Source organism: Jutongia huaianensis (genome assembly GCF_014384985.1).
Classification (GTDB): domain Bacteria; phylum Bacillota; class Clostridia; order Lachnospirales; family Lachnospiraceae; genus Jutongia; species Jutongia huaianensis.
This window is the reverse complement of the sequence record NZ_JACRSX010000015.1, coordinates 15,211-28,529: the sequence shown is the minus strand read 5'-3', so window position 1 is coordinate 28,529 and position 13,319 is coordinate 15,211. Positions and strand designations below refer to the sequence as shown.

The 13,319-nt window shown below is 42.6% G+C and carries 10 protein-coding genes; 9 read left to right on the top strand and 1 reads right to left on the bottom strand.

What is annotated here, in order from left to right; all coding sequences use genetic code 11:
* Positions 1-47: 47 nt before the first annotated feature.
* The 3 genes from H8704_RS10475 (at position 48) to H8704_RS10465 (ending at position 3,312) form a co-directional block, all read left to right on the top strand.
* Positions 48-587, top strand: coding sequence for a cell wall hydrolase (locus H8704_RS10475; RefSeq protein ID WP_118676214.1), 540 nt, complete (start codon positions 48-50; stop codon positions 585-587).
* A 170-nt stretch (positions 588-757) separates the two neighbouring features.
* Positions 758-2,431 carry a glutamine--tRNA ligase/YqeY domain fusion protein gene (locus tag H8704_RS10470; RefSeq protein WP_118676392.1) on the top strand — a complete coding sequence of 558 codons (1,674 nt, stop codon included), beginning with the start codon at positions 758-760 and terminating at the stop codon, positions 2,429-2,431.
* Positions 2,432-2,460: 29 nt separating this feature from the next.
* Positions 2,461-3,312 carry a DUF2225 domain-containing protein gene (locus H8704_RS10465; RefSeq protein WP_022463854.1) on the top strand — a complete coding sequence of 284 codons (852 nt, stop codon included), beginning with the start codon at positions 2,461-2,463 and terminating at the stop codon, positions 3,310-3,312.
* Positions 3,313-3,388: 76 nt separating this feature from the next.
* Here H8704_RS10465 and H8704_RS10460 read toward each other — a convergent pair whose 3' ends face one another.
* The gene (locus H8704_RS10460; protein WP_118676211.1) at positions 3,389-4,111 is read right to left on the bottom strand and encodes a DUF6062 family protein; all 723 of its coding nucleotides are present in this window, start codon (positions 4,109-4,111) and stop codon (positions 3,389-3,391) included.
* A 293-nt stretch (positions 4,112-4,404) separates the two neighbouring features.
* On the opposite strand from H8704_RS10460, the gene H8704_RS10455 reads away from it, so the two are divergent.
* The 6 genes from H8704_RS10455 (at position 4,405) to H8704_RS10430 (ending at position 13,313) form a co-directional block, all read left to right on the top strand.
* Positions 4,405-4,692 carry a co-chaperone GroES gene (locus H8704_RS10455; protein ID WP_022306069.1) on the top strand — a complete coding sequence of 96 codons (288 nt, stop codon included), beginning with the start codon at positions 4,405-4,407 and terminating at the stop codon, positions 4,690-4,692.
* Positions 4,693-4,772: 80 nt separating this feature from the next.
* Positions 4,773-6,398: a chaperonin GroEL gene (gene groL, locus H8704_RS10450; protein WP_022463851.1), complete on the top strand. Its 1,626-nt coding sequence runs from the start codon at positions 4,773-4,775 to the stop codon at positions 6,396-6,398.
* Positions 6,399-6,495: 97 nt separating this feature from the next.
* Positions 6,496-7,011 carry a hypothetical protein gene (locus H8704_RS10445; RefSeq protein ID WP_022463850.1) on the top strand — a complete coding sequence of 172 codons (516 nt, stop codon included), beginning with the start codon at positions 6,496-6,498 and terminating at the stop codon, positions 7,009-7,011.
* A gap of 173 nt (positions 7,012-7,184) precedes the next feature.
* On the top strand, positions 7,185-8,639 hold the full coding sequence (gene guaB, locus H8704_RS10440) for an IMP dehydrogenase (protein ID WP_022463849.1): 1,455 nt from the start codon (positions 7,185-7,187) through the stop codon (positions 8,637-8,639).
* A 129-nt stretch (positions 8,640-8,768) separates the two neighbouring features.
* Entirely contained in the window at positions 8,769-9,467 is a 699-nt protein-coding gene (locus H8704_RS10435; protein WP_022463848.1) for a peptidoglycan recognition protein family protein, read from the top strand.
* Between the two features lie 297 nt (positions 9,468-9,764).
* A complete protein-coding gene (locus tag H8704_RS10430; protein WP_249298239.1) occupies positions 9,765-13,313 on the top strand; it encodes an InlB B-repeat-containing protein in 3,549 nt (1,182 codons plus the stop codon).
* Positions 13,314-13,319 lie beyond the last annotated feature (6 nt).

Below are 13,319 nucleotides of genomic sequence, written 5' to 3'. Positions count from 1 at the left end.
TATTTCCGTTGCGTAATTCATATGTCACTTTCATTCAGGAGGTTATCATGAAGTTTAAAAAATATGCAACACTTTTACTATTTGCAATGTTGATTTTTGGTTTTTCTAAAAATACAGTATCAGTTGCTGCAAAGGTAAGTACCACAACTACAAAGTCTGCGGTAAATACAAAGAATAAGAAGTCTGGAGCAAAATCCTACAATAAATCAGATCTTCGTCTTATGGCATCCATCATTAACTGCGAGGCTGGAGCAGAGAGCTATCAGGGTAAGGTTGCCGTTGGTATTGTCGTTATGAATCGTGTTTCTTCAAAAGCGTTTCCAAATACAATTCGTAAAGTAGTGTATCAGAGGGGACAGTTTTCACCGGTTCGCAATGGTGCATTAAAGAAACGTCTTGCACAGTACGATGCAGGCAAGATAAAGAACAGCCAGTGGAAAGACTGCATTAAGGCGGCAAAGAATGTCTTATCAGGTCAGAATTATATTATGTACCGTGGAAATAAAAAGAATTTCGACAGTTTCCATTTCTTTAGTGTGTATCTTTCCGGAGCACGTTTCCGTCTGGGAGGACATCGTTTTAAATAAAATTGCAAATAGTCGGGGGATTTCTGAGAGAAATCCCTCTTTTTTGTTGGTTTTATTTGTAAAGTATGTGTTCATAAAAAATAACTTTGCGAAAATCATTTAATGTGGTATGATGTAAGGAGTATTTTGTCACCAAAGGAGGAGACACAGTGAGTAAAGAATTAGAGAATGTGACAGAGGAGACAGAGGTGGTTTCCCGTAATTTTATCGAGAATATCATTGATCAGGACATTGAAGAGGGGCATTGTAAAAAGGTGGTTACAAGATTTCCGCCGGAGCCAAACGGCTATCTGCATATCGGACATGCCAAGTCGATTTTGTTAAATTCCGGACTGGCCGAGGAGTATAACGGAACATTTCATCTTCGTTTCGATGATACCAATCCAATGAAGGAAAAGACAGAATTTGTTGATTCCATTATGGAGGATGTAAAATGGATCTGTGGAGACCTCGATCCGGCGCAGGTATATTATGCTTCTGATTATTTTGATCAGATGTATGAATGTGCTGTTAAGCTGATCAAAAAAGGCAAGGCTTATGTTTGTGATCTGACGGCAGACGAGATCAGAGAGTATCGTGGAACATTGACAGAGCCGGGAAAGGACAGTCCGTACCGAGAGCGTTCTGTAGAGGAAAATCTGGATCTGTTTGAGAGAATGAAAAATGATGAGTTCCAGGATGGTGAAAAAGTATTAAGAGCCAAGATCGATATGGCATCACCAAATATCAATATGCGTGATCCGATCATTTACCGCGTGGCTCATATGAATCATCATAATACGGGAGATAAGTGGTGTATTTATCCGATGTATGATTTTGCACATCCGATTGAAGATGCGATCGAGGGAATCAGTCATTCTATCTGTACCCTGGAGTTTGAGGATCATCGTCCGCTTTATGACTGGGTAGTCAGAGAACTGGAGTTTGAAAATCCGCCAAAGCAGATTGAGTTTTCTAAGTTGTATCTGACCAATGTTGTGACAGGAAAACGTTATATCAAAAAGCTGGTAGAAGAAAATATCGTTGACGGTTGGGATGATCCGCGCCTTGTATCCATTGCCGCACTGCGCCGCCGTGGATTTACGCCGGAGTCTATCCGTAAGTTTATGGAACTTTGTGGTGTATCGAAGTCCCAGAGTTCTGTAGATTATGCGATGTTAGAATACTGTATCCGTGAGGATCTGAAGTTGAAGCGTCCCCGTATGATGGCAGTGCTTGATCCGATCAAGCTTGTGATTACAAATTATCCGGAGAATGAGATTGAGTATCTGGATGTTTCAAACAATCAGGAAAATGAGGAAATGGGCACCAGAAAGGTTCCATTTGGCAGAGAGCTGTATATTGATCGGGAGGACTTTATGATTGAGCCGCCGAGAAAATATTTCCGTCTGTATCCGGGAAATGAGGTTCGCCTGATGAACGCATACTTCGTAACCTGTACAGACTATGCAACAGATGAGGAAGGCAATGTAACAGAGGTCTATTGCACCTACGATCCGGAGACAAAGAGTGGTTCCGGTTTCAATGCACGAAAGGTAAAGGGAACGATCCATTGGGTATGTGCTGACACAGCACAGCAGGCAGAGGTTCGTCTGTATGAGAATATTATTGATGAGGATAAGGGTGTTTACAATGAGGATGGAAGCTTAAACTTAAATCCAAACTCCCTGACCATCATGGAACATTGCTATGTGGAGCCTGCTTTGGCAGAGGCAGAGAAGGCAGAGAGTTTCCAGTTTGTGCGTCATGGCTATTTTTGTGTGGATTCGAAGGATTCTTCGAGGGATCATCTGGTGTTTAACCGTATCGTATCTTTGAAAAGTTCTTACCGTCCCAATAAATGATTTATAACCGGTAGAATGGAGGGGTTACCATGAAGGGTATTTTTTCAGGTCTTGAAAAGCTTGGTCTGGGAAAATTGGAGAAGGTGGAAGTATTTGAGGATGCTTCCAAAAAAGAGGAAGAAGCAAAGAAAGGAAAAAGAAAGCCGGCGGCTGTTAGCGAGGCAGATTTTCTTTTTGAAAAAACGTATGTATGTCCGGTATGTGATAAGGAGTTTCATTCCAAAAAGATCCGTACCGGTAAGGTTAAGCTGTTGGCAGCAGATACAGATCTGCGTCCGAAGTATCAGTATGTGGATTGCCTGAAATATGATGCGGTTGTTTGTCCGCATTGTGGTTATGCCGCTCTGGACCGGTTTTTCAAATTTATGATGCCGGCACAGGCAAGGCTGATCCGGGAGAATATCTCGGCCAATTTTAAAGGGCTGCCTGCCACGGAGAATATTTATACCTATGATGATGCGATTGAGAGACATCAGCTTGCATTGTTAAATACCGTTATTAAGAAAGCAAAGGAAAGTGAGAGAGCATACACTTGTCTTAAGATGGCATGGATCTACAGAGGAAAGGCGGAATCTCTTCCGGAGGATACACCAGACAGGAAGGAGCAGATTCAGGAGCTTCAGAATCAGGAAAAGGAGTTGTTGGAGAATGCATATACCGGTTTTGAGGCAGCTTTTTCAAAAGAGTCTTTTCCAATGTGCGGCATGGACGAGATCACGGTCAGCTATCTGCTGGCAGAGCTTGCCAGACGTATTGGCCGGTATGAAGAATCAAGCCGCTGGATCTCAAGAGTTCTGATCTCAAGAGAGGCAAATGAACGCATCAAAAACAGAGCACGGGAAATTAAGGAACTGCTCAATAAAGATATGAATAGAGCATAATGTTTTATAATCATATAAAAATCCCAACTGTGATTTCAGACAGTTGGGATTTTTAAGGTTATAGAAACAAAAGATGTTATTGTGGAAGAATACTGTTTGTTTTATTCATACTGCGTGGAAGAGCATCCTTGGAGTTTTTCCATGGTTTGTCCTCGTTGCGGTAATCAAACTTGTCTGTAAACCATTCCAGATCATCTGTCACACGCTTCATATTGGTCAGATAAACCTGATTCAGGGTCTGGATAAACTCCGGCAGGCGTTTTCCCGACAGGGCAGACGGTGCACCATCATAAAGCATACCGAAATGCTTTGTACAAAATCCCTTGGAGGAAGCAAATTTCTGGCGGAATTCTTCGTCATGTTCATAGCAGTGGTAGATTGTGGCGAGATATCTTGAAAAGATCCGGTCGATCCGGTTACAAATATAACAGGAATGATTCAGAGTTTTGATGTATTCTGTCACAGGAGAAGCATTCTCTGTCTTTTTGGAAAACAGCCCCTTTTTAACAGGCTTGTCAGAGGCGAGCAGTTCCTCCAGATCCCGGTTGGTGCGCTGCATATGTGTGTGGAGGATCAATGCGAGTCCCAGACGGTTCTGATGCTTATAGAGCTGTTTTACGTGATGACTGCAGAAGCCAATCTTATTTGTTTCCATTCGGATATCATCCTCCATGTAGCTGGGTCCCATGGTAAATTCGATGGCATCGCGCTCCAGTGAGTCGTACATAGAGCAGACCGGGCACTCACAGTCAACAGCAAATGCATCATTTACCGGAATAGTATAAAGCTGTTCTTTCATTATAATTCTCCTTTACATAAAGTCGTTCGTAAATTTGTGCAGGAAACAGGCTTTCCTGCCATATAAATTCATTATAGAGCAATCTGTGTAACACGTCAAAGAATATGGAAAAAAGAGATTTAAAGAGAAAAAGATAGAAATAGAAAGATAATTAACGAATATAATTGAAATGCAATGATTTACTTGCTTGGAAAACTTGCACAAAAAAACGAAATGCAATATATTATGTTTATGGTTAGCACTCAGATAGAGTGAGTGCTAATAGAAAAATAGTCAATAAGGAGGTCATTTTCATGAAATTAGTACCATTAGGTGACAGAGTTGTTTTAAAACAGTTGGAAGCAGAAGAGACCACAAAATCCGGCATTGTTCTTCCGGGAAATGCACAGGAGAAACCGCAGCAGGCAGAAGTTATTGCCGTTGGACCGGGCGGAGTTGTTGATGGAAATGAAGTAAAGATGGAAGTTGCAATTGGCGATAAAGTAATCTACTCAAAATATGCAGGAACAAATGTAAAGCTTGAGGATGAAGAGTACATTATTGTTCGTCAGAATGATATTGTAGCCAAGGTTGAGGGCTAATAAGACAACGAATAATTAATAATTGCTGCTTTATTTGATAAGAGGCAGCAGTAATTGAAAAGATTGGAGGATTCATTAACATGGCAAAGGAAATTAAATTTGGCGCAGATGCCAGAGCTGCTTTGGAAGCAGGTGTTGATAAACTTGCAGATACCGTTAAAGTTACATTGGGACCAAAGGGAAGAAATGTTGTTCTTGACAAATCATTTGGTGCTCCGCTCATCACAAATGATGGTGTTACGATCGCAAAGGATATTGAGCTGGAAGATGGCTTTGAGAATATGGGTGCCCAGCTTGTAAAAGAGGTAGCAACCAAGACAAATGATGTGGCTGGTGACGGTACTACCACAGCTACCGTACTTGCTCAGGCAATGGTAAATGAGGGAATGAAGAACCTGGCTGCAGGTGCAAATCCTATCATTCTCCGTAAGGGAATGAAGAAGGCATGTGATTGTGCAGTAGAGTCTATCGCAGAGATGAGCTCAAAGGTTACAGGTAAAGATCAGATTGCCCGTGTTGCTGCTATTTCAGCAGGAGACGATGCTGTTGGCGAGATGGTTGCAGATGCAATGGAGAAGGTTTCCAACGATGGTGTTATCACGATTGAGGAATCCAAGACTATGCATACAGAGCTCGATCTTGTAGAAGGTATGCAATTTGACCGTGGCTATGTATCTGCTTATATGTGTACAGATATGGATAAGATGGAAGCAAACCTTGATAATCCATATATTCTGATCACAGATAAGAAGATTTCAAATATTCAGGAAATTCTTCCGTTACTGGAAGAGATTGTTCAGAGTGGCGCAAAGCTTCTGATCATTGCTGAGGATGTTGAGGGCGAGGCTCTGACAACACTGGTTATTAACCGTCTGAGAGGTACCTTCAATGTAGTAGCAGTTAAGGCTCCGGGCTATGGTGACAGAAGAAAAGCAATGCTGGAGGATATTGCAATCCTTACCGGTGGTACTGTGATTTCTGACGAGGTTGGTCTTGATCTCAAAGAGACAACACTGGAGCAGCTCGGCCGTGCTAAATCTGTAAAGGTTCAGAAAGAAAATACTGTTATCGTAGATGGTGCGGGTGATCAGGATGCAATCGCTGCACGTATTTCACAGATCAAGGCTCAGATTGAGGAGACAACATCTGATTTCGATCGTGAGAAGCTTCAGGAGAGACTTGCTAAGCTTGCCGGTGGCGTTGCCGTTGTTCGTGTCGGTGCGGCTACTGAGACAGAGATGCAGGAAGCAAAGCTTCGTATGGAAGATGCTCTGGCTGCAACAAGAGCTGCAGTAGAAGAGGGTATTATCTCCGGTGGTGGATCTGCTTACATTCACGCATCCAAGAAGGTTGCTGAGATGGCAGCACAGCTTGAGGGTGATGAGAAGACAGGTGCCAACATTATCTTAAAGGCTCTGGAGGCTCCATTGTTCACAATTGCATATAACGCAGGTCTTGAGGGCGCTGTGATCATCAATAAGGTTCGCGAGTCTGAGCCGGGTGTTGGCTTCAACGCACTGACCGAGGAGTATGTTGATATGGTTCAGGCTGGTATCGTGGATCCTGCAAAGGTTACAAGAAGTGCTCTGCAGAATGCAACAAGTGTTGCTTCTACACTTCTTACCACAGAGTCTGTTGTTTCAAATATTAAGGAAGATGCTCCTGCAATGCCTGCAGGCGGAGCTCCTGGTATGGGAATGATGTAAATAGCGAAACCTTCGGTTTCGCATTAGAAGTTTTTCGAAACTTCCAAAAAATTATATATATGATCAGATAAAACCTGGATAAGGTGAAAGGATAGCTATGTATAACGAGGGATTGTATTCAGACACATATGTACATTCCCGGTTGACACAGCAGGAATTAATGCGTAGGCGGCTTATGTTGGCCGCCTGCGTTATTTTACCGATTCTTGCGCTGGTGGCTGTGCCGGGAGCATTTAAAATTTTGGGCCTGTTGGTGGCTGTGATCGCCGATATTGTTATGATCTATTTTCTGCCGAATCCTCATATTGATTTCGAGTATGTTTTTGTAGATGGTCAGATTGATTTTGACCGTATTATTGCGGAGAATGCAAGAAAGAATATGTGCCGGACAGATCTGGAAAAAACAGAAGTAGTAGCTCCGGAGGGATCTCATTATCTTGATGGATTTCAGAATCTGCCGATACAGGATTATTCCTCACGGAATGAGGAGGACAGACAGTATATTATCGTGGCGAAGGGGGAAAAAGGAAATATTAAGATTCGCTTTACGCCGGATGAGAGACTATTAGATCAGATGAAAACGAAATCACGCAGTAAGATTAAAGATGAATAAATAACAGAAAACGGCTGGATTTTGGTTAAATTGATTAAAATCCAGCCGTTTTGTTGTTGACAATTACCATAAAAAAGGTGTATAATTTCTCAAATATCTATATTCATGTTTTTGACACGCAGGAATACCCCCTGCGTGTTTGCTAATACAAAAATGATAAGGAGGACAATAAAATGGGTAAGATTATTGCTGAGGGAATCACCTTCGATGATGTGCTTTTGGTACCACAGTATTCTGAGGTTATTCCTAATCAGGTGTCTTTGGAGACACATCTGACAAAATCTATCAAGTTAAACATTCCTATGATGAGTGCTGGAATGGACACTGTTACAGAGAACCGTATGGCGATCGCTATGGCGAGACAGGGTGGAATCGGTATTATTCATAAGAATATGTCGATCGAGGCACAGGCTGATGAGGTAGATAAAGTTAAGCGTTCCGAGAATGGAGTAATCACAGATCCGTTTTATTTGTCACCAGAGCATACTCTGGAGGATGCCAATGCATTGATGGCAAAGTTCCGTATTTCCGGTGTACCGATCACTGAGGGGACAAAGCTTGTCGGTATTATTACAAACCGTGATCTGAAGTTTGAAACGGACTTCTCCAAGAAGATCTCCGAGTCCATGACTTCACGTGGACTGATCACTGCAAAGCAGGGCATTACTCTTGAGGAGGCAAAGAAGATCCTTTCCGCTTCCCGTAAGGAGAAGCTTCCATTAGTAGATGAAGAGGGTAATCTGACCGGTCTTATTACTATTAAGGATATCGAGAAGCAGATTAAATATCCACTGGCAGCCAAGGATGCGCAGGGTCGTCTCCTGTGTGGTGCCGCAGTTGGTATTACAGCAAATGTGCTGGATCGTGTGGCTGCTCTTGCGGAGAAGCATGTTGACTGTATCGTACTGGATTCCGCACATGGACAGAGCAAGAATGTATTAAATTGTGTCAAGATGATCCGTAAGGAGTTCCCGGATATGCAGATCATTGCCGGAAACGTAGCAACAGGAGAGGGAACCAGAGATCTTATTGAGGCCGGTGCAAACTGTGTTAAGATTGGTATCGGACCGGGATCTATCTGTACTACCCGTGTGGTTGCAGGTATTGGTGTACCTCAGATCACAGCGATTATGGATGCTTATGAGGTCGCTAAGGAGTATGGTGTGCCGATCATTGCCGATGGTGGTATCAAGTATTCCGGAGATATGACAAAGGCTCTGGCAGCCGGCGCAAGTGTTTGTATGATGGGAAGTATCTTTGCAGGATGTGATGAGAGTCCGGGAACATTTGAGCTGTTTAAGGGACGTAAGTATAAAGTATATCGTGGTATGGGATCTATCGCTGCAATGGAGAACGGCAGCAAGGATCGGTATTTCCAGAGCAATGCCAAGAAACTTGTTCCTGAGGGTGTTGAAGGACGAGTTGCTTACAAGGGAACCGTTGAGGACACTGTATTCCAGTTGATCGGTGGTATCCGTTCCGGTATGGGATATTGCGGAGCAGAAAATATTCCGGCATTACAGGAAAAGGCCAAGTTTGTTAAGATTACGGCAGCATCTTTAAAGGAAAGTCATCCACATGACATTCATATTACCAAAGAGGCTCCAAACTATAGTATTGAGGAGTAATTTGCTGGCGGAAGTATAAAGCGGATAGAAAGGGGTGCTGCATAGTACCCCTTTTTATTAAGTTTGTGCTTATAACATAGTGGAAATCAAGGGTAAAATGTTAGTTTTGCCTTCTGAATAGGTGTTTGAATGAAAAAGATGACAAAGCGGAAAAAGCAGCAGATACGCAGAACGGCTGTTTTGGTGATTGCAGCAGGTATTATTACAGCAGCGGTATTGGGCGTGATCCTGTCGGTTACCGGATACATATACAATCGGTATTTCGCAAAAAATCCTGTGATCGCATATGATAAAATTCGTGTCGATCGGCCGGAGATTACGGAAGATTTTCTTACAGTCAATGAAAATTCCAGGCCGGGCATTAAGCTGGAAAAAGTTAATGGAATTGTGATCCATTATACTGCTAATCCGGGAACGGGGGCTAAGGCGAACCGTGACTATTTTGAAAGCAGGAAAGATCAGGAAAATACGGCTGTCAATAAGGTCAGCAGTCATTTTGTGGTGGGGCTGGACGGAGAGATCATACAGTGCATTCCGTTGAATGAGATTGCCTATGCATCCAATGACAGAAATCAGGATACGATCTCCATTGAATGCTGTCATCCCGGCAAAAACGGCAAATTTAATAAAAAGACATATCATTCTCTGGTGAAGCTTTGTGCATGGCTTTGCGTCCGATATGAGATTGCGGACAAAACAGATATCATTCGTCACTATGATGTGACAGGAAAACTGTGTCCGCTGTATTATGTCAAACATCCATCCAAATGGGACGCGCTGCGGACTGATATTTGGAATGATCTGCTGGATAGCCAGTATAAAAATTAGGGAGCATTTTAAGCGCTCTTTTTGTGTAAAAAAGCGAATTATATGTTTTTTGGAAAGAGTATATATGTTTTTATATATACTCTTTCTGTTATTTTGACGATTTTTAAAATTTATTTTTAGCGAATATGACCTATTGTCATTGATATAACGGCTTGTTATAATGGCAGTCATAAAAACAGAGAGTTTATTCCATGATACAGATTTTGATATCAGGTGTGCATATTTGGGAGAATACAGCTGATGATCAAAGCAATTTATTTACATGAATCTGCGCAAAAGGCAGAACGGGAGGTTATCATGGAAGGAAAAAGAGTGTTTCGACAATCATTAAAATGTTTCGGACTATTTTTTATATTCTTATTTATTCTGATGTTCCGGAATGAAAAAGCACAGGCGGCTACAGCTTCTCTAACGGAGAACCCCTATAAATGGGTTTCCTCAACGGATGTCGGTGTTGCCTATTCTACGGAGGGAAATCTGCCCTCGGTATCAGGTATACGAATTACTAAGGATAATGCGCCGGAGATGTATGGTTATGACGTATGGGCATATTCGAAAGACGGCGGCTGGGCGTTTCAATATATGGATTTAAATGGATTGCGCCGGGATAACAGAGAGGCATTCAAAAGTTCGGATGTGTATATTATTGAATTCTTATCTTATAGAAATTGGCGTGGGCGTTTTCTTCTCCATGGAAAAAATGCTGCCTTACCTGTCAAGAACACGCCATGTTATTCTATTGAAACAATAAGATATCAAAAAGGGCAGCTTTTAAGTAAGGAAGAGGAATACAGTACAGACAGTCGTTCGGAGTGGCTGGACTCCAGATATTCTCTAATGTATGCGATTCATACGGAAAATGATTATGTTGTGGGAGATGGGTCCGCAAATCAGATTTCCTATATCTATAATATTAAGACAGGTGTTTATATTGCGCCGGGAGAGGCTGTCTCGCTGGAGGCAGACGGCGCACAGGTGATCGGTAAAGGAGAGGCATATTTTGATTCCAAGGGGAAATATAAGGTGCGTAAATTGCCGGTAGCTGTAAAAAAGCGGGATCAGAAGGTGTATTATTTTGAAGGATGGTATACAGAGCCGGAAGCAGGAATAAAAATATCTGAGGGAGATCTGGTAGAAAAGGGGATGAAATTGTATCCTCATTGGAAGGCAGTTGAACAAAAATGTAACGTAACCTGTATAGACATATTGAGAACCTCCACTGGAGAAGAAAAGCTTGGGACAAGCACCTGGCAGGCAGAGTATGGAGATACCGTTAGTGGTGCTGCTGCGGGCTGTACTTCAGGAGCAGGTATTTATTATCCGGGACGGGAGTTTGTGGGATGTTCTGAGACTGTTGTGTCGGAACAGGACAACACGGTATATCGTTATTTTCAAAATGCCATGATCGATGTTATGTGTATTGATCTGGTGCATGCAGGTCCGGATACGGGGCGGCAGTTAGGCAATCATATCTGGAAGAGTGAATACAGCACCACAACGAGCGGTAGTGTGATCGGCTGTGACAGAGAGGTTGGTGCGTATTATCAGGGATATCGTTATATGTATTGCAGTATGAAACAGGTTGGCGAGGATGGCTGTACCGTATATCGTTATTTTACGCCGATCTTGTATAATATTGAGTTTGTTGCCAACTGTGAAGCGGCAGGTAATATGTCAACCTTAAGAAATTTATATTACGGTCACGACTACAGTCTTACAAGCAATTCATTTATTAACCGGAAGACCATCACATTAAATCCAAATGGACAAAATGCGGTGTGTGATACATCAAATCAGGTGGTATATTCGGACTTCCTTGGCTGGTCTACGGTTGCAAGCGGTGGTGGAGTTCAGTATTCCGATGGATGTACCATAAACGGAATCACACGGAATGAAGAAACAATTTCGTTATATGCTGTTTGGAGTGATAAGGAAGTGACATTGACGGCCCAGCCAATAAGACAGGGTTATGAATTTGCAGGCTGGTCAGAGGATCCTTTGGCAGAAACAGGTCAAAAGCAGTTTAAGGTGGACAGGGATTTTGATTTATATGCGACATGGAAGGCGGTGCCAACGACATATCATATCGAATATTACAAACAAAAAACAGATCAGCGGTATGAGCTTGCTTCAAGTTATGATTTACTGGGAACGACAGACACAGAGGTAAGCGTGGGAGATATCAGGGATCTTTTTCCGGGGTTCATTTTGGATGAGGATTCTTCCCGGTTAAAGGGGATTGTCAAAGCGGATGGTTCCCTGATCTTAAGTGCATATTTCCGAAGGGGAAAATATACGGTAACCTTTGATGCAAACGGGGGAAGACTGATGTCAGAAAACGAAGATATGGAGCCGATAACCGGAATGTTTGAGGAAACGATCACATTACCGGAGGTTAAGCTGCAGAGAACAGGTTATGATTTCGGGGGATGGACAGACAAATCGGATGGAGAAATGATTGTTGCAAATCCGGGAGAGGACTACAGGATGCCAAATCACGATCAGGTTTTGTATGCACATTGGATACCAAGAGATGATACATCCTACAAAATTATTCCGTTTTATGAAAATGTAAATGGAATAGGTTATACACGGGGAAAAGAGGTAGAATTAAAAGGAACGACAGCGGCAACGGTTAAGGATGATCTGGCGAAGCAGTATGGAACCGGGCAGAGTGACCGGATTATTCGTGAGATTTTTGGAGAAGGTTACCGTCTTCTGGAGGAAAATGTACTTACCGATACAGTAATCTCACCATATGGAAATACATATGTTGAAGTATATCTGCAAAGAGAGGCCTTTGATTTTACATTTGTTATGAAATCGGAGAGCGGGACAAAGATTCTCGCGCATGAAAAGGTATTCTATGGACAAAACTTTATGATGCCATATGAGATCAAAGATATTACGGGGATCCAAGGATACAGTGATGAAACGGGAGAGGTTTATAAGGCAGGAGATCAGGTGACAGTTACAGAAAGTCATAAGTTTTTGATTTATCAAAACAGCATTCCCACCGGCAAACCGGCTTCCAATCCGTTGCCTGGGTTTGGGGATACAGAAGAACCCTCCGGAGAAAATACAGCAAAACCATCGGGCGGGAGTACCAATGAGCCATCGGGAGATATGCCAGCTGCCGGAGAAACAACAAGGCCGTCAGGAGGAAATACCAATGCACCGGCAGCAACAAAAACACCGGGACCATGGGGGACGAAAGCACCGGCTCCGTCATCAGGAATAACACCGGCACCTGCTGTCAGTAAAACACCGTCATCGGCTTCACCGGTGCCGTCATCCGATAATCCGGCAGAAACCGGAAAGCCATCTGAGATTTCTAAGGATGGCATGAGTGTTATCTCAACCTGGGCAGGAGCTGACAGAAATGAGATTGCGTCAAAGCTGGCAGCAAATGCAAGAGAGGCATTTCTAAAGAAAGGACAGACAGTAAAGAAAAAGGGGTTGCTCTACCGTGTTACCAAAACAGGAGTGAAAAATAGAACACTTCGTGTGGAAGGATTAAACAAAGAGAAAAAAACAGTTAAGATTCCGGCGCAGATTTCCCTCCGTGGTTACAGCTATCAGGTGACACAGATCAAAAACGGAGCCTTTGCAAACAAGAAAAAGCTTCAAAAGGTTATTGTTGGTAAAAATATCAAAAAAATCGGAAAGAAAGCATTTTGTAACAGTCGGAAACTGCAGCAGATCACATTTCAGACTACCGGTTTACCAAATATTCAGTCAAAAGCATGGAAAGGCTGCAGGAAAGGAATGAAGATAAAGTTTAGTAAAAGCTGTAGTCAGATGACCAGAAGATATATATTAAAGAAAAATGCGGCAATGAGATAGAAAGTA